General features: G+C 43.2%; 22 protein-coding genes. 4 read left to right on the forward strand and 18 right to left on the reverse strand.

What is annotated here, in order from left to right:
* The 3 genes from JMF81_RS05225 to JMF81_RS05235 all read right to left on the reverse strand — a co-directional run.
* Nucleotides 1-226 (reverse strand): PTS sugar transporter subunit IIA (locus JMF81_RS05225; RefSeq protein ID WP_201310396.1); only part of this gene is annotated, 226 nt, incomplete at its 3' end.
* 207 nt (nucleotides 227-433) lie between these two features.
* Nucleotides 434-1264, reverse strand: a complete 831-nt coding sequence (licT, locus tag JMF81_RS05230; RefSeq protein WP_201310397.1) for a BglG family transcription antiterminator LicT — start codon at nucleotides 1262-1264, stop codon at nucleotides 434-436.
* Between the two features lie 245 nt (nucleotides 1265-1509).
* Nucleotides 1510-2292: a ZIP family metal transporter gene (locus JMF81_RS05235; protein WP_201310398.1), complete on the reverse strand. Its 783-nt coding sequence runs from the start codon at nucleotides 2290-2292 to the stop codon at nucleotides 1510-1512.
* A 173-nt stretch (nucleotides 2293-2465) separates the two neighbouring features.
* Here JMF81_RS05235 and JMF81_RS05240 point away from each other — a divergent pair, with 173 nt between their 5' ends.
* A complete protein-coding gene (locus tag JMF81_RS05240; protein ID WP_201310399.1) occupies nucleotides 2466-3332 on the forward strand; it encodes a YihY/virulence factor BrkB family protein in 867 nt (288 codons plus the stop codon).
* A gap of 58 nt (nucleotides 3333-3390) precedes the next feature.
* Here the strand turns inward: JMF81_RS05240 and JMF81_RS05245 are convergent, their stop codons facing one another.
* Nucleotides 3391-4611 (reverse strand): 6-phosphofructokinase, encoded by a 1221-nt coding sequence (locus tag JMF81_RS05245; protein ID WP_201310400.1) that lies wholly within the window; start codon nucleotides 4609-4611, stop codon nucleotides 3391-3393.
* 216 nt (nucleotides 4612-4827) lie between these two features.
* Here JMF81_RS05245 and JMF81_RS05250 point away from each other — a divergent pair, with 216 nt between their 5' ends.
* A complete protein-coding gene (locus tag JMF81_RS05250) occupies nucleotides 4828-6597 on the forward strand; it encodes an aminopeptidase P family protein (protein ID WP_201310401.1) in 1770 nt (589 codons plus the stop codon).
* On the opposite strand, the gene JMF81_RS05255 is transcribed toward JMF81_RS05250, so the two are convergent.
* Together JMF81_RS05255 and JMF81_RS05260 are read right to left on the reverse strand one after the other, a co-directional pair.
* A complete protein-coding gene (locus tag JMF81_RS05255) occupies nucleotides 6577-7503 on the reverse strand; it encodes an AEC family transporter (RefSeq protein ID WP_201310402.1) in 927 nt (308 codons plus the stop codon). The two genes, JMF81_RS05250 and JMF81_RS05255, sit on opposite strands and share 21 nt — an antisense overlap.
* Before the next feature lie 9 nt (nucleotides 7504-7512).
* Entirely contained in the window at nucleotides 7513-8340 is an 828-nt protein-coding gene (locus JMF81_RS05260) for a substrate-binding periplasmic protein (protein ID WP_243282545.1), read from the reverse strand.
* A 148-nt stretch (nucleotides 8341-8488) separates the two neighbouring features.
* Here JMF81_RS05260 and sigG point away from each other — a divergent pair, with 148 nt between their 5' ends.
* On the forward strand, nucleotides 8489-9265 hold the full coding sequence (gene sigG / locus JMF81_RS05265; protein ID WP_201310403.1) for an RNA polymerase sporulation sigma factor SigG: 777 nt from the start codon (nucleotides 8489-8491) through the stop codon (nucleotides 9263-9265).
* Between the two features lie 60 nt (nucleotides 9266-9325).
* Here sigG and JMF81_RS05270 read toward each other — a convergent pair whose 3' ends face one another.
* The 3 genes from JMF81_RS05270 to rpiA form a co-directional block, all read right to left on the reverse strand.
* Nucleotides 9326-10273 carry a magnesium transporter CorA family protein gene (locus JMF81_RS05270; protein ID WP_201310404.1) on the reverse strand — a complete coding sequence of 316 codons (948 nt, stop codon included), beginning with the start codon at nucleotides 10271-10273 and terminating at the stop codon, nucleotides 9326-9328.
* 126 nt (nucleotides 10274-10399) lie between these two features.
* Nucleotides 10400-11365 (reverse strand): Gfo/Idh/MocA family protein, encoded by a 966-nt coding sequence (locus JMF81_RS05275; protein WP_201310405.1) that lies wholly within the window; start codon nucleotides 11363-11365, stop codon nucleotides 10400-10402.
* Nucleotides 11362-11997: a ribose 5-phosphate isomerase A gene (gene rpiA / locus JMF81_RS05280; protein ID WP_201310406.1), complete on the reverse strand. Its 636-nt coding sequence runs from the start codon at nucleotides 11995-11997 to the stop codon at nucleotides 11362-11364. The genes JMF81_RS05275 and rpiA overlap by 4 nt, the downstream gene beginning before the upstream one ends.
* Before the next feature lie 136 nt (nucleotides 11998-12133).
* Between rpiA and JMF81_RS05285 the strand changes: the two genes are divergently transcribed.
* Entirely contained in the window at nucleotides 12134-12430 is a 297-nt protein-coding gene (locus JMF81_RS05285) for a DNA-directed RNA polymerase subunit delta (protein WP_201310407.1), read from the forward strand.
* 66 nt (nucleotides 12431-12496) lie between these two features.
* On the opposite strand, the gene hslO is transcribed toward JMF81_RS05285, so the two are convergent.
* From hslO to addB, 9 genes are all read right to left on the reverse strand, one after another.
* On the reverse strand, nucleotides 12497-13378 hold the full coding sequence (hslO, locus tag JMF81_RS05290; protein ID WP_201310408.1) for an Hsp33 family molecular chaperone HslO: 882 nt from the start codon (nucleotides 13376-13378) through the stop codon (nucleotides 12497-12499).
* A gap of 32 nt (nucleotides 13379-13410) precedes the next feature.
* The gene (locus JMF81_RS05295) at nucleotides 13411-14145 is read right to left on the reverse strand and encodes a class I SAM-dependent DNA methyltransferase (protein WP_201310409.1); all 735 of its coding nucleotides are present in this window, start codon (nucleotides 14143-14145) and stop codon (nucleotides 13411-13413) included.
* A gap of 12 nt (nucleotides 14146-14157) precedes the next feature.
* Nucleotides 14158-15720, reverse strand: coding sequence for a cardiolipin synthase (gene cls, locus JMF81_RS05300; RefSeq protein ID WP_201310410.1), 1563 nt, complete (start codon nucleotides 15718-15720; stop codon nucleotides 14158-14160).
* A gap of 69 nt (nucleotides 15721-15789) precedes the next feature.
* Nucleotides 15790-16347: a thiamine phosphate synthase gene (locus tag JMF81_RS05305; protein WP_201310411.1), complete on the reverse strand. Its 558-nt coding sequence runs from the start codon at nucleotides 16345-16347 to the stop codon at nucleotides 15790-15792.
* A 16-nt stretch (nucleotides 16348-16363) separates the two neighbouring features.
* Entirely contained in the window at nucleotides 16364-16996 is a 633-nt protein-coding gene (gene thiF / locus JMF81_RS05310) for a sulfur carrier protein ThiS adenylyltransferase ThiF (RefSeq protein ID WP_201310412.1), read from the reverse strand.
* Between the two features lie 88 nt (nucleotides 16997-17084).
* On the reverse strand, nucleotides 17085-17282 hold the full coding sequence (locus JMF81_RS05315) for a small, acid-soluble spore protein, alpha/beta type (RefSeq protein WP_201310413.1): 198 nt from the start codon (nucleotides 17280-17282) through the stop codon (nucleotides 17085-17087).
* Between the two features lie 63 nt (nucleotides 17283-17345).
* Entirely contained in the window at nucleotides 17346-17516 is a 171-nt protein-coding gene (locus JMF81_RS05320) for a hypothetical protein (RefSeq protein WP_201310414.1), read from the reverse strand.
* A 96-nt stretch (nucleotides 17517-17612) separates the two neighbouring features.
* The gene (gene addA / locus JMF81_RS05325; RefSeq protein WP_201310415.1) at nucleotides 17613-21176 is read right to left on the reverse strand and encodes a helicase-exonuclease AddAB subunit AddA; all 3564 of its coding nucleotides are present in this window, start codon (nucleotides 21174-21176) and stop codon (nucleotides 17613-17615) included.
* Nucleotides 21142-24489, reverse strand: a complete 3348-nt coding sequence (gene addB / locus JMF81_RS05330) for a helicase-exonuclease AddAB subunit AddB (protein WP_201310416.1) — start codon at nucleotides 24487-24489, stop codon at nucleotides 21142-21144. The genes addA and addB overlap by 35 nt, the downstream gene beginning before the upstream one ends.
* Between the last annotated feature and the right edge of the window lie 45 nt (nucleotides 24490-24534).

Below are 24534 nucleotides of genomic sequence, written 5' to 3' on the forward strand. Positions count from 1 at the left end.
CCTGGTTGAATGGTGTTCCGCCCCATAAGTCTACCATGATCAGAACCTGGTCAGGGTCGTCAAAAGAAGCAACGGCTTCTTCCATCTTGGCACGGATATCCGCCGGTCCTTCACTCGGCTGTAATGTAACAGCCGCAACATTCGGCTGGTCACCGAAGATCATGGATCCTGACTGAAGGATTCCCTTGGCGAAATCACCATGTGTAGCAAGAATAATTCCTACCATTTTTCATATTCCTCCTTTTCTTTGTTTATTAAGCTTTTTATGTATTACACAGGCAGGTGCCTGCAAATAAAAAAAACCTGATCTGAACAAAAGGTTCTATCGTCCCGCTTTCCGTATCACAAAAGCAGGATTCCGAAGAATCCGGGTTCAAATCAAGTTTAGCCTGCATTACCAGTAACAATCCTGATATAATTCTATATAAACTTTTTATTTTGTTGTGACCCGCTTAACATGCACGGTCAGATACATCATCTCTTCATCCGTTACATCATGATTGCACGTCTCTTTAATATAAGCCTTGATTTTCTCTACACAATCAATGCAGTCCTGATATTTATTGCGGATGATTTCCTGAAATTCAGTATCATCACTCTCAACTTCTTTTCCCGCAAAAATCCTCTGGGCAAAGAATTTTAAATGTGTAACAAATCTTTCATAGAAAACAGATTCCTTATCAATCCGATCTCCGAAACATTCGTCAACGATATCCAGAATATGATTCACAAATTTCGTCATGGAAACCATGGACGTCATATCCAGATCCAGTTCCGCATTCACAATATGGAGCGCAATAAACGCCGCCTCGTCCTGCGGGAGGGTAACCTTCAGCTTCTTTTCAATCATTCCGATCGCTGCTTTTCCGATCAGATACTCCTGATAATAAAACTTCTTTATCTCCCATAGGAAAGGATTCTGAAACGGAACCCCCATCTTCACTCTCTCAATAGCAAAATTGATATGATCTGTCAGGGAAATATAGATGTTATCATTGATGTTCTTCTGAAGCCGGTCTTTGGCATACTGAATAATCTCATTGCATACTTTCAGGCGTTCAATCGGTATATTGGCTGCCATCTCCTGAAACCGGTGCGTCATCCCATGATCCTTCATGATATATGTCTTCTCTATCTTTTTAGGATCTATAGTCTGCCCCGCATGCTTCTGGAAACCCAGGCCCTTTCCCATCAAAACAACTTCTCGCTGGCTGTCATCTCTTGAAACTACAATATTATTGTTGATAACTTTTGTAATTTTCACAAGACCACCTCATACACTTACGATATTTTTAAGAATAGAAAAATCGGCATAAAAAATAGACCTTGCCCTTCGACTTCTATTCCCAAAATCTCCCAGCTGGTCTAGCCTGCATTACCAGTAACAATCCGCCTGTTGTTCCCTCTTAACTTAGTTCTAATTCTAATAGATAGATAATTCTTTGTCAAGAAGTTTTTAGATTTTGTTTATTGTTTTTTTATATATGAACTAATGCGGTTTTTAAGATTTTATCCAAGCGCCACATCTAAAATCATCATGATCACAAACCCTGCGGCGAACCCTATGGTTCCCGCATTCGAGTGTTTCCCCTGAGAAGATTCGGGAATCAGTTCTTCCACAACCACATAGATCATTGCCCCTGCGGCAAAGGACAGAAAATATGGAAGAAACGGCGTCAGCGCTGACGCAAAAAGTATCATAAGAAATGCTCCTGCAGGTTCTACGATTCCTGAAAGCATCCCATACAGAAATGCCTTTCCCTTTTTCATGCCGGTTCCAAGAAGCGGCATGGAAATGATCGCTCCTTCCGGGAAATTCTGAATGGCAATTCCTGCTGACAGCGCAATGGCTCCCGCAGCCGAAACATCCTGATTTCCTGCCAGGACTCCTGCATACACAACTCCTACGGCCATCCCTTCCGGAATATTATGCATCGTAACTGCCAGAATCAGCATGGTGGATCTTGCCAGAGATTTTTTCGGACCTTCCGGCTCTTTCTGATCCAAATGGAGATGCGGCACCAGATGATCCATAAGAAACAGGAAGAAAATACCCAGCAAAAATCCGGCAGCGGCCGGAAAAAATGCCAGATTGCCCATGGGCTCTGACATGTCCATTGCCGGTATCAGCAGTGACCAGACAGAAGCCGCCACCATGACGCCGGAAGCAAATCCAAGCAGAAGTTTCTGCGCCAGAGGATGAATGCCGTCCTTTAGAAAAAATACACCAGCCGCTCCTGCAGCAGTTCCAAGAAAAGGAATCATGATTCCTGTTATAGTATTCGTATTCATTGATTCTTTCACCTTTCTTACGATTATTTCCTTCTTTTTTGGTAATATCTTATTATATATCCTGTCCCTTTTCCATGCAAATCTGTCTCTGTCTCTCATAATCTTGTACTTTCTTTTCAATTATGATACTATTAACAGGTTAAGGACGAGCTCGTTTATCAGAGGTATTTGTTATGTTAAAATTAATTTCTATGATCGAATCCATTATTGATAAAGCGCAGAAAGATCATATTACGGCGTTTTCCGCTCAGGCGGCTTTCTTTACCATTCTTTCCTTTTTTCCATTTTTAATCGTGGTGCTGAGCCTTATGCGTTTTTTCCCGATTACACCTGAGGACATGATCGAACTGGTAAAGACTTATCTGCCGGAACAATACAGCGGAGCGGTCATTCCTATTATAAATTCACTAAACGGAAAACTTACAACCACATATATGTCTCTTACAATTCTGACCTTATTATGGTCTGCATCCAAAGGAATTCTGTCGATGATGACCGGACTGAATACAATTCATGAAATCGAAGAAAAAAGAAACTATTTTGTTCTTCGTTTCATTTCCAGCATTTATATTGCCTTAATGGCTGTTGCCGTCCTGTTCGGCATGGTTCTGCTTCTATTTGGAAATTCCCTGCTGCAGCAGCTGTATCGATTCCAGCCGGTTCTGGAAAATCAGCATCTGGTATTTGCCATGATTCGTTTTATTGTAGCCTTTTTAGTCTTTATGATCGTATTCATTATCATGTTCCGCTTTCTCCCAAGCGACAACTTTAAAACAAGGGAGATCCTTCCGGGAGCACTGCTCGCCTCTATTGGCTGGCTGGTTCTTTCCTTCCTGTTTTCTATGTATTTTGATAATTTTACGATTTACAATATTATGTATGGAGGACTTACCAGTATCCTGCTGACTTTATTATGGCTCTATTTCTGCATGATGATACTTTTTATCGGTGCGGAAATTAATCAATATTTTCTGAAATCCAGAAAACATGTCAGTTTCCTCAGCAGGCATAAACCAGAACAAAAAAAAGAATTTAAATAAAAAACAAAGCAAACCGCAGAAGCAGCACATACTGCCGCCTCTGCGGTTTCTTTTTCTCCTACAGCACAAAATGTTTTGGAATTCCATTCTCGTAAGGGATTTCTACTTCGCCCTGGATCAGCGGCGTCAGATATTCAACCAGTTCATCTGTGATATCATTTCCTTCTTCCGTAATCCATTCAACCGGCACTGTTTTTTCATAATTAGCAATTCCGGATAAATCCGCCAGACTGATTTTTACATGATATGGATGGTTGGAAATTCTTTCCAGAACGGACATCTTTCCACTCTCACCGCGAATTGCACTGATCGCCGCATAAGCCCCCAGGTTTCTGGATTCCATAATATCTGTCCTGCTCAGCATATATCCGGCACATCTCTGCAGAACATTTAACTCTACAGAACGCACCTTACATCCGATCTGCTCTCCCACAAGGCCTTCCAGATATTTTCCAATGCCTGACAGATATTTGTGCCCAAACGCATCTTCTTTTCCAGACTTGATTTCTTCTCCAACATACTTTCCGCTGGCATCTTTTACTCCTTCGCTGACCGCAATGATAATGTTATTTTCCTTTTTCAGAGCATCTTTCACGTCCTGGATAAATCTTTCTTCATCAAAAGTTTTCTCACACAGATAGATCAGCTGAGGAACCCGTCTCTTTTCTGTTCTTGCCAGTGCCGCGCTGGCTGTCAGCCAGCCTGCATTACGCCCCATAATCTCTACGATCGTAACCGATGGAACATCATACACAAAACTGTCACAGGCAATTTCCGTAAATGCGGTGGCTATAAATTTTGCCGCAGACCCAAACCCCGGACAGTGATCTGTCTCTCCAAGATCATTGTCAATGGTTTTCGGAGCTCCCATTATCTTAATGTCATCCACGCCATGTTCTTTGCAGTATTGAGATAACTTATACACAGTATCCATGGAATCATTCCCGCCGGTGTAAATAAAATATCCAATCTCATTCTTCCTCAAAACCTGTATGATCTTCTCAAATTCTTCTGCATTTTCTTTCGGATCTTTCAGTTTCCACCTGCAGGATCCCAGCGCTGCCGCCGGAGTCATTGCCAGCAAATCTCTTTTTTCCTTGGATCTGCAGATTTCATCCAGCATAACGAAATTTTCATTTAAAACTCCTTTAATTCCATTTAACGCTCCATAAACATGCCGGATTTCTTCGCTCTCCAGTCCTGCATCAATCACGCCTGTGATCGTCGCATTGATTGCCGCAGACGGTCCGCCGGACTGGGCAACTAACATATTCTTCATATAAACCTCCTTCAGTATCCGATAAATATCTTTATCAATTATACAACATTTTGTCAAGACGTTCTGAACAATTGGGTGAAACGCTGCACAAATTTACCGGTCTTCCTTTCACCGCCTCCCGCTCTTTTGCTGGACGTATTTTCACAATTCATGTATACTTAAAATAATAAGACTTGTCATGATTTTACCGATGATCCTAAAGAGGGAGGTTTCCAAATGAAAACAAATTTATCAAAACTTCAGACTGTATTAAAAGAGAATAAAATTACATACTATTTGATTCCAAGTGAAGACCCTCATCAGTCTGAATATGTCGATGATTCATTCAAATTCAGAGAATATATTTCAGGATTTACCGGTTCCGCCGGCACCCTTCTGGTGTCGCCTCGTGACTGCTGGCTGTGGACGGACGGCCGTTATTTTACCCAGGCGGAAGAACAAATTGATTCTTCCCATATTCAGCTGATGCGCCAGGGTGTAGACGGTGTTCCTACTGTCCTGGAGTTTTTAGACGAGCATCTGAAACCGGATGATATTCTTGGCACCAACGGTCTGTATCTTTCCGCCAATTACGGAAAAAAGCTGGCCCGAACCGCCAAAAAGCATAAAGCTGTCTTCCGGACAAAATATCGTTTTGTAGAGGAAATGTGGGCAGACCGCCCGGCTCTTACCAAAAACAGCGTATACCTGCACGACCTGAAATTTGCAGGAGAGGACTTTCCATCCAAGCTGTCCAAAATACGGGAACGCATGAAAGAGGAGGGCGCCAACGGATATTTTCTTTCTTCTCTTCCTGATATTGCCTGGCTTTTTAATCTGAGAGGTGACGACATTAAATGCACCCCTGTATTTTACAGCTATGTATGGATATCAGAAGATAAGTGTTTTCTTTTTGTCCGGGAAAACTGTCTGTCAGCTACCGTTATCCCTTATCTGAAAGACCATGGAGTCATTATCATGGATTATGCGGAAGCAACATCTTTTGTCGAAGAACAGCACGGAACAGTTATGCTGGATCCTGACTGCGTCAATTATCTTCACTATCAGCAGCTGTTTAAATGCAAGATCATTCCTCTTAAAAACCCTACGGAATCATTAAAGGCGGTAAAAAATGAAACCCAGATCAAAAACCTCAGACAGTATCATATCTATGACGGTGCGGCAATGACCAAATTCATTTACTGGCTGAAAACAAAGATTGGTACAACAGCGATGACTGAACTTTCCGTAAGCCGGAAACTGGAAGAAGAGAGAATGAAGCAGCCGGATTACATGGGCCCTAGCTTTGATACGATCTGTGCCTACAAAGAGCATGCTGCCATGATGCACTATCAGGCAACGGAAGAATCCGACGTACCGTTAAAACCGGAAGGCATGCTTTTGATCGACTCCGGAGCTCAGTATCCGGGCGGTACAACAGACGTCACAAGAACTTTTATTCTCGGACCGATCTCAGAAGAAGAGAAAAAAAGTTATACCCTGGTCTGCAAATCCATGCTTTTGCTGGCAGACGTCAAATTTCTCGCAGGATGCCGCGGAAGCAATCTGGACATTATAGCCAGGGAGCCGTTATGGGAATGCGGACTGGATTACCGATGCGGCACCGGCCATGGAGTCGGATATTTTCTGGGAGTTCACGAAGGGCCGAATGCTTTCCGATGGAGAAGCAATCCGGAAAATCTTGATGCGGTGCTGCTGCCCGGAATGGTTACAACCGATGAACCGGGAGTGTACGTTCCTGGAAAATATGGCATCCGCACAGAGAACATGCTTTTGTGCAGGAAACAGCGTCAGAATGAATATGGCTCTTTCCTGGAATTCGAACCGCTTACTTTGGTTCCGATTGATCTGGACGGCATTGATTTTTCACTTCTCAGCGAAAAAGAAAAGAGACTGCTGTCACAATACCAGCAAAAGGTATATGACGCAATCTCTCCTTATCTGACTGAAGATGAGGCCGCCTGGCTAAAACAGCAGCTGTGCTAAATAAATCATTGCAGGCATGGTAACAGCCGCGCATACAGTTGATTCCGCAAACAATTCTGCCGCATAGCCGACATCTCTATGATATTTTACAGCGAACATCGTTGAAATTGCTGCTGTCGGAGCCGATATCCCCATGGCCGTGACCAGACGGATCTCTTCCGGCACCGGCACAAAAGACAATAATATAATAACAACCGCAGGCACTGCGATCAGACGAAGGAACAGCATCCAGTACATCCTTGGTCTGCGCAGTGCTTTTCCAATATGAGTCTGAGCTATGGCAGTTCCGGATACCAGCATGGCCAGCGGCGTGTTCATTGACCCCACAGATTCCAGGGATTCTTCCAGCATTCCCGGAATCCGGATGTTAAGGACAAAACAGATCATTCCCAGCGTCAGCGCAAGAATGACCGGAGCTTTCAGGACCTGTATGAGAGATTCCTTTCGAAATCCCCCTCCTTTCATGGAAGTCACTCCATGAGACCAGATCAGAAAATTCTGGGCACACATAAATGCTGTAATATAGATCACTCCATTTCCCCCAAACATCGCCTGAGCAATCGGCACTCCCATAAATCCGCAGTTAGGATATATAACGTGAAACCGTTCCAGAATCCTTTGTTCCTGTTTTCCTCCGCGAACCAAAAGATATGCGGCCCCCATCGCAACGATATGGGCCGCAGCTGCCAGAACAAAAGAAACAATGATTCCATACAGAATCTGTCTGTCATATTCTATTTGAAACGAAGTGAAAATAACACAGGGAAGCACAATAAACAGCGCCGTATCTGACAGCACCTGACTTCCCTTTGTCGTAAAGAAACGGATTTTATAACATCCGAATCCAATTCCCATCATCAGAAACATTTTCAGAATCTGTCGAAAAACAATATACGTAATCTCCACGGCCGGCTCCTAGTCGCTTACACCGATCCAGCGGTCTTTGATCTCCTGATATTCACCGTCTGTATTCAATACCTGAAGCGCTACATTAAACTGATCCAGATATTTATATCCTTTGGCAAACATGATTCCATAGTTGCTCTGTTCAGAATTCAGTTTCTCACTCAAAGCCGTAACATTGGTTTTTTTATGATTCTGAAGGTAATAATCGACTCCTGTCGTATCATACAATGTCACATCGATCTTTCCCGCTTCCAGATCTTTAAACACTTCTTTCATAGAAGAATAATATTTCACTGTATTATCTTCTTTCATATAATCTTCTACATACTGGGCATTGGACGTCTCTTCCTCGACTCCTATGATCTTGCCCTGAATATCTTTACGATCCTCAATTCCGGAATTTTTATTGACCGCCATGGAAATCGTATTGTCATAATAGGAATCCGTAAAATCAAATTCTTCCTGTCGGGCATCTGTAATTGAAATACCGGCAATCGCAAAATCCAGTTCCTTATTCTTAATCTTTTTCTCAATCTCTCTCATGGGCATAGCCTGGGTTTCATATTCAAACCCAAGATAATCGCTGATGCTCTTCAAAATATCAATGTCGAATCCTCTCAGCTCTTTCTTATCTTCATCATAGAAAGAAAATGGCGCCATCTCATTGGAAACCCCGACTTTCAACTTCATTCCTTTCATACTTCCTTTCACTTCGGAAGACTCTATCGTCTGAGGTTTTTCTGTCGTTTCCGCTGTCTGCTTCTGCCATGGCAGATCACATCCTCCAAGACATAACGCAAAAGCAATCATCAAAATTGAAGTTAATATTTTTTTCATGAAAAATCTCCTTTTTATTTCTTTTGCTTCGTTTATCATATCACCGCAAAATATAGAAGTCAATTTTCCTGGCAATTTTTTCAACGTATAAAGGAAGCCGCATTTGTAAATGATTTTATTAGAACGATTTACAATGGAGGAATCAATTATGGCACTGAACAAAGTTGAAATATGCGGCGTAAATACTTCAACCCTGCCGCTTCTGAGCAACGAAGAAAAAGAAGAATTATTTGAACGGATTGAACAGGGTGACTTAGACGCCAGAGAACAGTATATTAAGGGAAACTTAAGACTTGTGCTGAGCGTCATCCAGCGTTTTTCCGGAAGCAGTGAAAATGCCGATGATCTGTTTCAGGTCGGCTGCATTGGCTTAATAAAAGCCATCGACAACTTTGATCGAAGTCTCAACGTAAAGTTTTCTACCTATGCGGTTCCTATGATCATCGGAGAAGTAAAACGTTATCTGAGAGACAATAATGCCATGAGAGTCAGCCGCTCCCTCCGGGACACTGCCTATAAAGCAATCAACGCAAAAGAAACCCTCACAAAAAAATATAACAAAGAGCCTTCCCTGGAAGCAATTTCTAAGGAAATCGGAATCAAAAAAGAGGACGTTTTATTTGCTCTGGACGCAATCGCAACTCCTCTTTCCCTTTACGAACCGGTGTATCAGGACGGCGGAGACGCCCTCTATCTGATGGATCAGGTTAAAGATAAAAAGAATAAAGAAGATCTGTGGGTCGAATCCATCTCTTTAAAAGAAGCCATGGACCGGCTGCCAGACCGGGAGTACAATATTATCCGGCTTCGCTTTTTTGAAGGAAAAACCCAGACCGAAGTCGCTGACGAAATCAGCATCTCCCAGGCACAGGTCAGCCGCCTGGAAAAGAATGCCCTGCGGCATATGAAACACTATTTAGATTAAAATCAAAACCTGCTATGAACAATTCCGCCGGCAGCTGCCGTTTTCTTCATAGCAGGTTTTTTACAGTAAATTTTTCTTTTTTAATATGCAGACCGCAATCAGACAGACAACAACGGAAAAAGCCGTGATCACAGCAAACCCATAGGCATTCTGGGCAAATGGCATGCCCGACAGCTTTACGTTCATTCCGTACAGCCCGGATATCATCGTTGGAAGTTCTACGATGATCGTTACCGCCGCAAGGAACTTCATAACATGATTCAGATTGTTATCAATGATGGAACCGAATAAAGACATGGTGCTGCGCAGGATATTATGATAAATATAAGTCATCTCCATAGCCTGTTTGTTCTCTATGATAACATCTTCCAGCAGTTCCTGATCTTCCTCATAATGACGAAGTCCGATATGTTTCCTTAACTTCTCCAGAACGACCTCATTGGACTTTAAGGAAGTCGTAAAATATACCAGACATTTTTCCAGATCATACAGCTGGATCAGATCGCTGTTTTTTGAAGTCTCCAGCAGAACTTCCTCGACCTGATTTGCTCTCTGATCAATGATTCTCAGGTAATAGAGGAACAGGGCCGCATTGTTATAAAGGATCTGATATACAAACCGTGTTTTCATGTATGTATAAAAATCCGGAACCAGTCCATCCACAAACTGACGCAGGATATTGGTCTCTTCCAGGCACACAGTAAATACGATTTTTTTCGTAATATAAATACCAAGCGGGATCGTTTCATACCATTTCTTCCCGTTTTCTTCTTCTACCACCGGAATATTAACAAGAATCATCGTATAGTCTTCTTCGTTTTCCAGACGGGAGCGTTCTTCTGCGTCCAGAGCAGCCTTCAGATCAGCCATATCAATCTTATAGGTCTCAGAAATACGATAAAGCTCATCATGCGTCGGATCTGTAAGCATCACCCAGGATTCTCTTTCGATTTCTTTGAGCTCACAAAGTCTGGTCTCGCCTTCATAAGTTTTAAAAATCCGGATCATCCATCCCTTTCCTCCTTTTCCACTTATCTTAACCAGTATACCCCATCCTTGCAGGTCCGTCCAGCCTAAAGAAGCAGGATGCGGATATGATTTTTATTCCGCCCCCTGCTTTTTCTGCCTTTTCTTCTATTCAAATGGATATTTCATTCCCCACTGGGTTTTAACACTTGTAAGGATTTTCATAACGTCCCTTGTTATTTCCTGACAGTCATCTTCATAATCACCAGCTGCGCATCCTTCCATAGCTTCCACTTCATATTTTAAAGCGTCTTCTGTTTTTCCTGCCTCCACGGTCTCTACCTCACCGGTTTCCGTATTCGTTATGGCTGCCCTGCACGCTCTTGGGTATTCATATACCTCAATATATCCTTTGTCTCCGCTCACAACACCTCTTTTCGGCTGTTTTGCCCGCAGAGTCAGACACATAACAGCCATCTCCCCTTTGGTATTCTTCATAATGATGCCTGACTGTTCATCCGCTCCGGTCTCCAGAAATTCCACCGTTGTAAGAATGGTATTCGGAGCTTCACTTAAAAACGTTCTGGCAAATGATGCAGCATACACACCAATATCCAGCAGTGCGCCTCCGGCTGCTTCCAGGGCAAAAAAACGACTGGCGGAATCATATCCTTTGTTGCTGCCGAAATTTACCTGAACCATTTTCAGTTTTCCGATCGCTCCTTCCCGGATCCTTTCTTTTAATTTCTTATAGAGAGGCATATGAGAAATCGTCATGGCTTCTCTTACAACGACTCCTTTTTCCTCTGCCAGTGCCATAACTTCGTTTAACTGCGCCTCATTGACCGTGATTGCTTTCTCACACAGTACATGTTTCCCGGCTTTTACCGCTTTTATCATATTTTCATAATGCATACTGTGCGGTGTTGCAATATAGACAATGTCAATCTTTTCATCTTCCAGCATTTCTTCATATGTCTGATACACATGCTTTATACCGTATTTTTCTGCAAATTTTACTGTTTTCTCCGGCGTCCGGCTGCTGACTCCGTAAATTACGCGCCCCATTTTCTGAAATGTCTCTGCCATTTCATTTGCGATCGTTCCGCATCCTAAAATTCCCCAAGTATTCATTTTCTTTCTCCTGTTTTTTCTATGACTCTGACTCCATCTTTTCCTGCAATTAAAGCCTTCGCGGCAATCTGATAAAACAACGAAGTTTCAATGACTCCGGTCATTGCTTTTAATCTTCGATCCAGCTCCCCAAGGGGAGGATTCCCTTCAAATTCTGTTTCCAGAAGATGTTCGTTCCTCTGTCGAACGCGTCCTCCCATTGTCTGAATTTCTCTTCTGACATATCCCAACGCTTCCGGAACAATATCCAGAACGATCGGAATATCATACCCGAGTTCTTTTACTATCTTTGTCTCATCCGCCAAAAGTACATATTCTTCTGCCATTCGCGCAATGATCTTTTCCTTCGTATGGATTCCTCCCGCGCTTTTATAAGCATTTAATCTCTGATCTACCTGATCGCATCCGTCAAAAGCTATTTTCAGTCCGGATGTCTCTCCAGTCTCCTCTACCGTCAGCCCTAATTCCAGGCATTTTTTCCTTGTGGTTTCTGACGGAGTAATTACAGTCACATGCTTACCTGCTTCTTTTATATTCTCCGCAAGATATCCTATGGTCTCTCCTCCTCCGAGGCCGATCTTTCCCTGATCTGGGACAAATTTCAACGCTTCTTTCGCACATAAACGCTTCAAACCGTTCCTCCTTCCTGTGTATAAAATTAATTTTCGTTTATTATTTTATCAAGAAATTTTATTTTGTCAATACTTCGTTGCTTTTTCTTTTATTTCATATTACAATGAAAGCAGAAAAAACGAAAGGGGTCTTTTTATGAGAAAAAAATTTAAAACTTTATGTAAGTTTCTTACTGCTCTGATCACCATCGGCGGCATTCTCTATATCGCCCGTGACCAGATCAAGGCCATCTTTGAAAAGATCAAGGAACTGACAGGAAAAGAAGAAGAACCTGAAGACGAGGATTTTGACGATGATGACATCTTCGACGATGACGACATTTTCCCTGAACCGTCAGAAGATGACAGAGATTATGTCTCTATCCATATTACCGGAGATGATGACGATGATGCTTCTTCCACGGAGGAAAAGGAAGAAAAAAGCGAAGAATAAGACTCTGACACGGACACATACTAAAAAAGGATGCCGGTCTTTCCTGCGAAAGACCGGCATCCTTTTTTAATGAGCAGCTTCTTTTAACATCCTCTTCAGATCATCTACCGTATATTCATAGTTTGTATTGCAGAAATGACAGTTGACCTCGATCGGCTTCCCTTCATCGATCATAGACTGAATTTCTTTTCTGCCTACGCTGATCACCGCCTGCTCCACTCTTTCTTTTGAGCAGTTGCAGTGGAATCTGGTCGGCATGGTTCCATATACTTTCATATCCATATCTCCAAGAAGCTGTTCCATCATCTCTTCCGGAGTATGTCCCGCATCCAGGCAGGAAGTTACGGATTGAAACTGAGCGATCTTCTGTTCCAGCGCGCTGATAGTCTCTTCTGTTGCAAACGGCATCAGCTGAATGATAAATCCCCCGGCATGACGGACCGTATTATCCTTATTCATCAAAACGCCCAGGGCAACGGACGTTGGAATCTGTTCACTGGTTGCGAAATAATAAGTCAGATCTTCCGCAATCTCACCGGATACAAGATGGGTCTGTCCGGAATACGGTTCCTTTAATCCAATATCCTTAATCACTGTAAGAACACCGAGATCTACTGCTTTCCCTACATCAAGCTTCCCTTCTTTGCTTGGCGGAAGCATAACATCCGGATGGTTCACATATCCTTTTACATTTGCCTTGGAGTCTGCTGTCACTGTAAGCCCGCCGATCGGACCGCTGCACTGAATCTGAAGCGTCAGAATATCACTGTCATTTTTACACATGCTTCCCATCATGGCTCCTGCTGTCAGCAGACGCCCCAGGGCTGCCGTGGCAACCGGACTCGTATTATGTCTCTGTCTTGCTTCCTCCACAACTCCTTTTGTATATGCCGCAAAAAATCGAACCTCATCGTTGGCGGCCGTACCTCTTACAATATAATCTTTCATTTTTCTTCCTTTCTGATCTCTCCCATATGGCTTTATCCTGCAATATAATAAAGACGCTCTGTTTTTTCATCAGGCTTCCGCATTGTTTCTGCATCCAGTATATCAATTTCCGTAAATCCCGCTCTCTTCAGCAGTTCCCGGACTTCTTCCTGTTCATATGCTTTCTGAAGATGAACCTCCTCATATTTATTGTAGGTTCCTTCCTGATTGCGGATAAACAGACTTAGCTGATATTCGTTGATCCGCTGTTTTTCATCATAAAAATTATCCCAGATAAAACTGGCGTCTTCTCTGTCTTCTGCAAATGTATTCTGTGCCAGCAGATGTTCATATTTATATTTTGAATTCATATCAAACATAAAAATTCCATGAGGATTTAAATATTTTTTCACTTTTTGAAAAGCCGAAAACAGTTCTTCTTCCTCCAGCAGATAATTCATACAGTCACACACGCTGACGGCAGCATCCACTTTCCGCGGCAGTTCTAAATCTGCCATATCCTGAAGTACATATAATATTCCATCCTTATCACTGCTGCCGGCAATCTCCAGCATTTCCAGGGAATTATCAACTGCTGTTATATCATATCCGCTGGACGCAAGCCTGCGGGTCATTTTCCCGGTTCCGCATCCAAGCTCCAGAATCTTTCCCTGAGAAGGCACATCATACTTCTTAAAAATATCCAGAATATTCTGATGCCAGGCATCATATGGTGTCTGATCCATAAATTCATCATACACCATCGCAAAACTTGTATAACTTTCCATTTGCCCAAACTCCTATAATAAAGGCGCTAAAATTCTCAACATACTTTGAGCCAGCCGCTTTGGCAGTGTGCCTTCACACATTTCTTTGGTAATGAGCTGGCTTTCTTCAAATGTCCGGAGCATATCCTCCTTCAGCTGCGGCAAAGCTTCACTTTTATACATAAACACACCATTTTCAAAATGAAGATACAGACTCCGAAAATCCATATTGATCGTTCCTACTGTCCCGATCTTATCATCACACAGGAAACATTTTGCATGAATAAAACCAGGCGTATACTGATAAATCCGGATTCCTGCATCCACCAGCTGACTATAGTAAGACTGCGTCAGCAAAAAGACCGCTTTCTTGTCCGGAATCGCCGGCGTAACAATTCTTACATCCACACCGCGTTTTGCCGCAAGACACAATGCTGTGATCATCTCATTATCAATGATCAGATACGGTGTATACATATAGACATAATGAACCGCGGAATTAATAATATTCAGATATACATTCTCTCCTACAGTCTCCCGGTCCAGAGGGTTATCGGCATAAGGCTGGATATAGCCTTTTCCCTTAAAATCCGCCTGGTGATGTTTGTGCGGAAGGAACATGCCAAATCCTTCATCGGTCTTACGCATGGCATTCCACACCTGCAGAAACATTACTGTAAAATTCCATACAGCATCGCCCGTTACCTTAAGCCCTGCGTCTTTCCAATATCCAAACCTCTCGATCCGGTTAATATATTCATCCGCCAGATTCAGCCCGCCGGTATAAGCGGTATGTCCGTCCACTACGACAACTTTTCTGTGATCCCGGTTGTTCCATGCAGTGGAAATCAGCGGTTTGATCCGGTTAAAGGCCACTGTCATAATCCCATACTTTTCCAGTTCTTTATAGTATTTATACGGCAGAAGATCAACACATCCTACGTCATCATACATAAAACGAACTTCCACTCCATCATTGACGCGCTCTTTTAAGATTTCCAGAATTGTTTCCCACATATAACCTTGTGAAACAATAAAGAATTCCATAAAAATATAATGCTTTGCACTGCGCAGAGATTCCAGAAGATCTCCAAACATCTCCTCTCCGGAAGCATAATACTTTGTATTGGAATTCTGATAAATCGGATATCCGCCGTATTTTTCTATATAAACTGCCTGCGTTGCAGCCTGGAAATCTGCCTTTTTCAAGTTCTCGATCACTTCATATTCCTGTCCCAGCAGAAAATCGGTTTCAGAAATCGATTCTTCCAGCGCCTTCCTCAGCTTTCTCGCCGGCTGCTTATTCCCCAGGACCAGATACGCAAATCCTCCAAACAAAGGGAAAATCAGAATCGGTATGGTCCATGCGAGCTTGTAGGCCGGGTTATCTTCTTTGTTTACCAGATAAATCACGACAATCAGGCTGAACAATTCCAGCAGCTTCTGCAGTATCTCGGAATTCTCACCTATGATTGCTACAATATAGGTCATCCAGACCACCTGAATCACGATCAGGAGAACTACCATGACCAGCCGCCGCTGAAGAAATTTTAAAATTTTTGAAATAACTTTTGCCAGATTTTTTGTTATTTTCATGACTCTCTCCTTTACGTACTTCTTCCAATCATAACATAAAGCCCGCAGTGAGTAAAGCCAGATTTCCCGCTATTTCATAAATTCCGACATCATACAGATTCCTGCCGCTCCGGCATCCAGAACCTGCTGATAATTATTCTCATGAATGCCTCCAATGCCGTATACCGGAATTCTGGCATTCTCCAGAACCTTTTTTAAAAAGCCCAGACCTCTGGGCGCCAGCCCTTTTTTGCAGTCTGTCTCAAAAATATGACCTGCAAACACAAAATCCGCTCCCAGCTCCTGGGCATGAAGGACTTCTTCCGGTTTGTGGATGGATGTGCTGACGGAATCAAAATCCCCCAGCGTATCAGCTTCTTTCAAAAATACAGAATAAGGAAGATGGATTTTTTTTACTCCCAGATTCCTGGCTGCTGATATAAAATTATGAATCGTCAGATCTGCTCCTGTTTTTTGGCAGATTTCCAGGCACCGGCCCGCCAGTTTTTCATATTCTTTTTCTGGCAGATCCTTCTCCCTCAGCACAATCGTCTTTAGTTCTTTCTGCGCCAGTTCTTCCATCACCTGCAGGAACGGCCGTGTGCATAAATTTCGATTGGTTACTGCTATGATTTGTTTTCCTTCCATATATATTCCTTCCTTTCTACACGTCAGTTTCACCCAGGAGCAGCCGAACAGCCATATTAGCTTCATGTCCCGCACAGATGGAGACCCGCGCAGCAGTCAGAGATTCTTCATCAGACACACCGTAGGTTTCATCTCCGCACAGATACAGCCGTTGCATCACTTTCCTTGTTTTGATCAGATTGGAACTATAGGCTCCTGCCATGCCGCTGCCGGAAATCACGACAGAATCCGGAAGCTGCTCCAGCACGGTATTCACCAGCATGGCTTTCTCTTCTGCTCCGTCAAATGCCTCACAGATAACCGGATATCCTTTGAAAATACTGGCTGCGTTTTCTCTGGTCACCTTCCCCTGAAAAAATTCCAGTTCGATCCATGGATTGATCTGACTGATCCTCTGTTTCATGGCCTCCGTTTTCGGCATTCCAATCTGATCGATCGTGTATGCCTGACGATTCAGGTTCGAAACATCCACCTGATCAAAATCCACCAGCAGAAGCCTGCGGATTCCTGTCCTTGCCAGCATCAGGGCAATATGTGACCCAAGTCCGCCCAGACCTGCCACGGCCACGCACCCTTCCCTTAATTTTTCTCTTACTTCTCTTGTCTGACGCTCTTCCAGAGCTTTCTCAAATTGTTCTTTCGTTATCATGCCATGCTCCTTCCCGTTGTTATGGCTATTATAACAGGAAGGCAGGAAAAGGAAAAGCCGGATATGCTTCCGCATACCCGGCCTGATCTTATCTTTTGTTATTGTCCTTCATCTTTCGGTTCATCAGTCCGCCGATCTTCCCTGTCTCGCTGGCTGATAATGATTTCCATCCGTTCTTCATCAGACGGTCAGCCAGCCCCAGTTCCTTGGCAGTCTCAAATTTTAAGCGCTCCTTTTCGTCCATTTCATCAAATGATTTCTCGGTAAATTCTTTGTCCTTTGACATATTCCATATCCTTTCTGCTCTGCTAAAACAATGGTTACCTGTCTTAGCATTCCCGAAAAAGGCCTAATCATTCATCTGCTGAATGACAATCGTTCCGTGATCACTTTCTTTTACCTGAATCTTATCCTTGATTACGGAAATATTGGATGTACCTGCAATTAAAGTCGCTGCTAATGCAAATTGAAGACTCTTTTTCATCAATTCGTCAATCGTTATATGATTCTTGTGTTCCATGTAGGTATCACTCCTTTCTGATGGTTTTATCTTACCAGAAATTTGTGACTTGTGTATGTTTTGTTCCTTAAAAATATATGACAAATTGTTAAATCTTTATAAAACCAGCGCTTCCTTCAGAAATACTGAGTAAATATAACATTCTTTTACCTTTTTCCCCGTCATCTGTTCTAAGGCTCTGCGGTAATAGTCAAGCTGGACTTTATACCGTCTGACAAGAATAGAGCTGTCCTGATCCTTGATCCGGTCTGTCTTATAGTCTACCAGAACAAGTCCGTCCTCCTCCTCAAAATACAAATCGATGATTCCCTGAACGACAACATAAGAACTGCTTTCCTCATCCTCTGACATTTCTGAAAACGGAACGCCCATCACAAACTGCTTTTCTTTCCAGACTTTTTTTTGGGACGCAGCCTTACGCACTCTTTTTCCAAGATCTGATTCCAGAAATGCCAGAATATCCTTTCGCCATATCACTTTGTCATACTCTTCGCCAATCGCCCCCTGGCTGATCCAGAGGCGGATCTGTTCATCCAGCTCGCCATAAGAATAGGTCCTGCCCAGATCCAGAAGTTCAAATACTTTGTGAACCGCAGTTCCCCGTGAAACCGCAGAAATTTTCTTTTCCTGACTGATAAACTTCGGAATTCTTTTTTCCGGTTCCCGTGCAGGAAACATAGTTTCCTCTTCTTCGTCTGCTGTCTGGCTCATCCTCTTAATCTCTGAAACCGAATACTTAAGCTGTCCTCTCGTTTCCGCCTGATTTACATACTGATAGGCAAATGTTTCTCTAAGCCGCCGTATTTCTTCCTGCCGGCTTTCTTCTTCTCCTGCAATTCTGGCAAGAAAAATCTGTTTGTCCAGCTGGCACTCTATTTCTTCTTTCTCCTGCTGCCAGGCAAAATCTTCCAGATGATAGATCTGCAGCTGAAAATCTTCTGTCGGAACATGCACAAGCGCTTTGCTGATCCAGTCATAATAAGAATTTGATTCCAACAGATCAATATAAGATATCTCTTTTTTCCGGTTCCAGTCAATTTCCTTTGTCTTAATTCCGGTCAGGATCAGTTTCTCTTTTGCTCTGGTCATGGCTACATATAGAACTCTCAGTTCTTCTCCAAGAGCTTCTTTTTTCATCTGACGGCAGATCATACTTTTCAAAATCGTCGTCCTTCGGATCCGGTGCACCGGATCGATCATATCCGCGCCGACAAAATAATCCGGATGGAAAATTATTTTTCCACTGCTGTCCTGCTGATTAAATCTCTTGTGAAGATTCGATACAAATACAACAGGATATTCCAGTCCCTTGCTTTTATGAATGCTGGATATCCGCACCAGATCCTGATCTTCTCCCAGAACACTGGCTTCTCCAAAATCCATATTATATTCCCTGCGCTGTTTCATATACCGTACAAAATGGAACAAACCCTTTACCTGATTGTTTTCAAACGCTTTCGCCTGTTCAATCAGCATTAAAATATTTCCCTGACGTTTCTTTCCCTGCGGCATGGAGCCGGCATAGTAAAAATAACCGCTTTCATCCAGGGCAAGCCATATCAGTTCATTTAACGGAAGACAGGTCTTCTCCTCTCTTAAATGTTCAAGATAGTTTAATGCCTTTTTGGCCAGCGGCATCTGATCCTGAACCGCGGTCAGACAGCCATATAAATGTTCCGATTTTCCTTTAATCTTCAGCCATCCCAGATCTTCTTCTGTCATTCCGATGATCGGGGAACGAAGAACCGCCGCCAGATCAATATCCTGATACATATTGTCTACAACAGATAAAAGGCTTAACAGCGTTCGGATCTCTACCGTATCAAAATATCCGGTCTGATTGTCACAGAAAGCCGGAATTCCCGCGTCCATCAGTTCTTTCTGAAATACTTCCGCCTTTCCTTTCATGGACCGCAGCAAGATTACAATGTCCTTATAGCAGACATTCCTTAAAACCCGGTTTCCCTGTTCATCTTCTCCCGTCACCATCAAAGGATCCTCTCCATCTACCATTTCCTTTATTTTTCCGGCAATCATCCGGGCCTCCAGCGCCAGCGCGTTTTCTTCCGACTGACTGACCTCTTCCTGATCGATCAGCAGAATTTCTGCGGTCATACCGCTGCTTTCCGGGAATTCCATAGTCGGAACCAGCGCTGCTTCTTTTGTATACTCAATATTCCCCAAAGACTCGTGCATGATCTGATAAAAAATATCATTAGTAAACTGCAGCACTTCTCTTCGACTCCTGAAATTGTTGCGGAGTTCGATCAGCTGATATTCTTTTTCCGGACCCTGATACCGGTGATATTTCTCCAGGAACAATTCCGGTCTTGCCAGACGGAAACTGTAAATGCTTTGTTTCACATCTCCCACCATAAACATATTATGTCCGTCTTCCGCTTCCCTGGACACACTGCGCAGAATCGCATCCTGAATAAAATTGCTGTCCTGATACTCATCAATGTAAATTTCTTCAAAATCCATGGATTTCTCCAAAGCAATCTGGCTTGGCACCGGATTATCATTCTCATCCCAGTGATCGATCAGAAGCCTCAGGGCAAAATGTTCCATATCATCATAGTCCATAAGATTTTCTCTTATTTTTCTCTGAGAATATCGTTCCATGAATTCTTCTGTCAGTCCGATCAGCGCTTCCAGCGGGCGTCTTACGATTTTCAGTTCTCTCAGGATATCTCCCATACTGAGATAAAAATAAGCGCCTCTCATCTCTTCAACCAGATTATACGCATGATCCCTCATCCCTTTGCATCGTTCCTGAAGTTTTGGATCGATCACATCTGTTTTCTTTCTGCGTCCATTCAGCCTTGGTTTTTCAAATGTCTCAAACAGCTGACAGCATTCTCCAAATGACTCTGCTTCCGCAAATCCATTTAATATTTCTTCATCCTGTTTTAACTGTTTCAGATAAAAATATGGTCCTCCTTCTGCCTCAGCTGTTTCCAGGGCTTCCTTCAGAATGGCAAGGGCGTTCTCAAAAATTCCAGATGCATCCTTCCAGATCATCTTCACCATAGGAGACTTTTCCAGATCCTCCAAGGTTTCTACCTGAAGATTCTCCCTGGCATCCTGAAGCCATGCTTCCGGCTGTACATGACTTCTCGCTTTCTCATAAAGATTTAAGATATACTGACCCAGTTCTTTGTCATTCCGGCCCGGAGAATAAGATTCTACCAGCTCGATAAACTCCGGATCCCTTTTTTCATACGCTTCTTCCAGGATTTCATCCAGTATCTGCTCTCTCATGAGCGATAGCTGACCTTCCTCGCCCGGAGCGATATTGGGATCGATCCCCAGAACATAAAAATAATCACGAATCAGACTCATACAGAAACTATGGATAGTTGTGATCTGAGTTTTATGAATCAGAGAAAGCTGACGGACAAAATGCTGATTCTGCGGGGATTCCTGTACCTTTTTATCCAGAGCCGCCGCAATTCTTTCTCTCATTTCTCCTGCCGCCGCTTTGGTAAACGTCACCACCAGAAGCCGGTCCACATCCAGAGGATGCTCCTCATCTGTTATTTTTTGTATGATTCGTTCCACCAGGACCGCTGTTTTCCCAGAACCCGCTGCCGCAGATACCAGGATATCCGCGTCTCTCTGATCAATGACTTTTTGCTGTTCCTTCGTCCAAGGCATGTTTTCCCTCCTCCAATGATATGCTTTTGATCCTTTTTACCGGGTCGACTCCGTTTTCATATGCGCATATATGACGGAAACTGCAGTAATTACACGGCATCCCATTTTGGTACTCATAAGGGCGGATGGATATATCTCCCTTCATCAGCGCGTTGCCCAGCTCTATGATCTTCTCTTCCACCATCGTTCCAAGCTTCAGCATCTGACTGGTATCCATAATGGAAGAACGCTTGTCCAATCCCTTTGTTGTTACGGCCACAGGCATCGAAAGAATTCCCTCTTTCCCTGAATGCTCCATTTTTGAAATCAGATCAAAATCACTGTTTGCCACCCCGCTCATCTTCATTTCCTTCAAAAGTTCTGTCTCTGCATCATCCTGTTTTTTCTTTTTATCTTTCACAATCGGATCGTTTATATGAAAATAAAACATCCCGGCCGGAAGCACTCGTTTTTCTCCCTTTTTCTCATACAGTTCCAGCATGGCGTTCATATAGATGATCAGCTGCATCTGAAGTCCATGAAAAACTTTCGCAAAATCAAATTTTACATCTCCCGATTTATAGTCAATGATTCGGATGTATTTATTTTCCTCATCTTCTATACTGTCCATCCGGTCCACGACGCCGGAAAATACCATTTTCTCTCCGTTCTCCAGAGAAAAGTTCATAGATTTCAGCTGATTTTCTTCGGAAAACGCAATTTCATACTCTTCCGGAGTAAAATCTCCTCTCCGGATATACTGTTCCATGGCCCATACAGCCCGTCTGGAAATCCTCTTCATCCGATCCATCAGATAATGATTTCTGCTGCTGCTTTCCAGTATCTCCTGCTGGACTTCGGAAACCGCCTCTTCCACCGTCTGGTCTACAAAAGAATCCCTGGATTCGTCATCAGTGAACTTCCAGTCTGTACGTTTTCCGACCAGTTCCATGGTCTTATGGAAGACCTGCCCCATGTCCATGGGAAGAAGCTGATGTTCCATCCGTTCTTTCAGCTTCAGGCCATATTTCATAAAATGAGAAAACGCACAGCCGGCAAACTGTTCCATCCTTGTTACGCTCCCCCGCAGAGTATCTCCATATAGTTCCTTCACTAAATCTCTGCTGATCGGAGAAGCCTGATTTTGGTAAAATTTCCCGTCAATGCATCTGGCCGCCGGTAAATATCCTTCCAGTCCATAAAAAAGAACCGCCAGCTGCCGCCATTGTTCTTCACTAAGCGTTTCTTCTTCCAAAAGAGAAACCACCTGATTCATAGCCGCTTCCGGTGTATATCCCTGTATCTCAAGATCCTTTTCTTCCCGGATTTTTAACTCTGGAAAAACAGACCGGATCCGTTCCAGAAAATAAGAAGGCTTCTGGTTGTCTCCGGACGCCGTCATCACACTGTAGGATACATACAGCTTATCTTCCGGTTTTGCGCTTGTAAGATAAAGATAAAACTGTTCCATATAGGACGCTGCCTTGGCAGTCGGCGCCATCACAATTCCTTCTTCTTCCAGCATTTCCTTCTGGGAATCACTGATCACATTCCCTTTCGGATTCTGTTTCGGTATGACATTGTCACTGACTCCTGCGAAAAAGAGTACTTTAACTCCTTCCGTCCTGGTCCTTTCCATATCTCCGATCACTACCTGATCCAGACTTGGAGGTATGACTCCCATGGTCATCTCTTCCATTCCTGTTTCCAGAACGCTTAAAAAATCATCATAGGACAATTTTTCTTCTCCAAGAATATCCGCCATCTGCTCCATCAGATCCAAAACCTGTCCATAAACTCTGCCATAAGTTTTTGCCTGGGCCGGATCACCTGCTTCCTCAAATTTCTGCTTCTTATCTTCCATTTTCTGTTCAATGTTCAGACGCTCTAAAAACTCATAAAGACAGGTCAGTTTCCCAAGCACGGTCTCTCCCCTCTTTTTCAGTCCTTCTTTCAGCGGGCGTATCTCATCCATAAAACGGATTCTCAGCGGCTCGATCCGTTCCTGTTCTTCTTTTGAAAAAATTTCCGTCTCAAAAGGCCGGTTCCACCGGCTGTATCCCCGAATCCCCATGGCAATCACATAGTTCTCCAGCAGGTCCGCCTCTTCCTGATTCAGACAGGAAAATCCCGATTTCAGATACCGGAAGACCATATCATAGGAAAAATCCTTCTGTATCATTTTAAGGGCCGAAAGAATCGTCTCAATGCACGGATTATTCTTCAATTTGCGGTTCGCGTCCACAAAATACGGAATGTGAAAATCCTGAAAGCTCCGTTCCAGTTCACTTCCATAACTTTCCAGATCCGCCGTCAGCACAACGATACCTTTATACTGATATCCATGCTTTCTGACCAGAGTCTCGATCCGGCCCGCTATGATCTGACTTTCCGTCCGCGGATTCATTGCCTGAAACACACAGATATCCTGGCATTCTCCTTTCCAGGCTCGGTATGGATACCGGAACAGATTCCGTTCCAGATGTCTCAGCTGTGCAGATCCTCTGTCATCCGGTCTGCAGAAAATATCTTTTTCCACCTTTACTCCCAGTTCCATGGCATCCCGCATCAAAATCATCCGCTCTTTTTTCGGCAGGGCAAACAATTCATATTCTCTATACTCTTTTGAAACTGCCGCCTCATCCACTGTCATGGAAATAAAGACTTTCTGCCCGATTTTCATCAGCTTCTGAATGACCTTTCTCTGAATTGGAGTAAATCCGGTAAACCCATCCAGATAAAAGACCGCATTCTTTAGTTTCCGGGATTCTTCCATCTTCCCTGCCAGAACATCCAGAAGCTGCTCTGATATCAGATATCTCTCCTGGATATAATCTTCAAATTCTGTCATAACCAGAAGAATATCATCCATCTTTGCCCTCAAGGCAGGATGCTTCATATGTTCAGCGGCGTCTTCCAGATCCTTTCTGGAAACATCATACTGATACATTTCTGCAAAAAAAGACTTTAACTCTTCGATAAAGCCAGGCTTTTTCATACTGGATCCGAAAATCTTCAGATTTTTCCTGTTTTTTTCCATGACTTTCCGAATCACCATGGATTTTCCTTCATCTTCCAGCAGATTTTTCGGAACATAAGACAGCTCTTCGAAAATCCGGTAAGCCAGGCGAAAAAATCCTACCACGTCAATATTCATAGTGCCATGGGCCGGATGTCTCGTCACCAGTTCCTTCTGCGCATTTAATGTTGACTGATCCGGCACCAGAAGGAAAAACTCCTGATCCGGCTTTTCCATGGATTCCCGGATGATACGGTCATAAATATAAGTTGTTTTTCCGGACCTTGCCGGTCCTAAAATAAATTGTAATGCCATAATTCATCTCCTTATCCCCCAGTATACCTTATCTGGCAAAAAAAC

The sequence above is a fragment of the Anaerostipes butyraticus genome, assembly GCF_016586355.1.
GTDB classification, from domain to species: Bacteria; Bacillota; Clostridia; order Lachnospirales; family Lachnospiraceae; genus Anaerostipes; species Anaerostipes butyraticus.

Excerpts from the sequence above, each read along its gene's own strand:
- JMF81_RS05235 (WP_201310398.1), bottom strand. The coding sequence starts at position 2,292 with ATGAATACGAATACTATAACAGGAATCATGATTCCTTTTCTTGGAACT.
- JMF81_RS05240 (WP_201310399.1), top strand. The coding sequence starts at position 2,466 with ATGTTAAAATTAATTTCTATGATCGAATCCATTATTGATAAAGCGCAG.
- JMF81_RS05245 (WP_201310400.1), bottom strand. The coding sequence starts at position 4,611 with ATGAAGAATATGTTAGTTGCCCAGTCCGGCGGACCGTCTGCGGCAATC.
- JMF81_RS05250 (WP_201310401.1), top strand. The coding sequence starts at position 4,828 with ATGAAAACAAATTTATCAAAACTTCAGACTGTATTAAAAGAGAATAAA.
- JMF81_RS05260 (WP_243282545.1), bottom strand. The coding sequence starts at position 8,340 with ATGAAAAAAATATTAACTTCAATTTTGATGATTGCTTTTGCGTTATGT.
- sigG (WP_201310403.1), top strand. The coding sequence starts at position 8,489 with ATGGCACTGAACAAAGTTGAAATATGCGGCGTAAATACTTCAACCCTG.
- JMF81_RS05270 (WP_201310404.1), bottom strand. The coding sequence starts at position 10,273 with ATGATCCGGATTTTTAAAACTTATGAAGGCGAGACCAGACTTTGTGAG.
- JMF81_RS05275 (WP_201310405.1), bottom strand. The coding sequence starts at position 11,365 with ATGAATACTTGGGGAATTTTAGGATGCGGAACGATCGCAAATGAAATG.
- JMF81_RS05285 (WP_201310407.1), top strand. The coding sequence starts at position 12,134 with ATGAGAAAAAAATTTAAAACTTTATGTAAGTTTCTTACTGCTCTGATC.
- hslO (WP_201310408.1), bottom strand. The coding sequence starts at position 13,378 with ATGAAAGATTATATTGTAAGAGGTACGGCCGCCAACGATGAGGTTCGA.
- JMF81_RS05295 (WP_201310409.1), bottom strand. The coding sequence starts at position 14,145 with ATGGAAAGTTATACAAGTTTTGCGATGGTGTATGATGAATTTATGGAT.
- cls (WP_201310410.1), bottom strand. The coding sequence starts at position 15,720 with ATGAAAATAACAAAAAATCTGGCAAAAGTTATTTCAAAAATTTTAAAA.
- JMF81_RS05305 (WP_201310411.1), bottom strand. The coding sequence starts at position 16,347 with ATGGAAGGAAAACAAATCATAGCAGTAACCAATCGAAATTTATGCACA.
- thiF (WP_201310412.1), bottom strand. The coding sequence starts at position 16,996 with ATGATAACGAAAGAACAATTTGAGAAAGCTCTGGAAGAGCGTCAGACA.
- JMF81_RS05315 (WP_201310413.1), bottom strand. The coding sequence starts at position 17,282 with ATGTCAAAGGACAAAGAATTTACCGAGAAATCATTTGATGAAATGGAC.
- JMF81_RS05320 (WP_201310414.1), bottom strand. The coding sequence starts at position 17,516 with ATGGAACACAAGAATCATATAACGATTGACGAATTGATGAAAAAGAGT.
- addA (WP_201310415.1), bottom strand. The coding sequence starts at position 21,176 with ATGCCTTGGACGAAGGAACAGCAAAAAGTCATTGATCAGAGAGACGCG.
- addB (WP_201310416.1), bottom strand. The coding sequence starts at position 24,489 with ATGGCATTACAATTTATTTTAGGACCGGCAAGGTCCGGAAAAACAACT.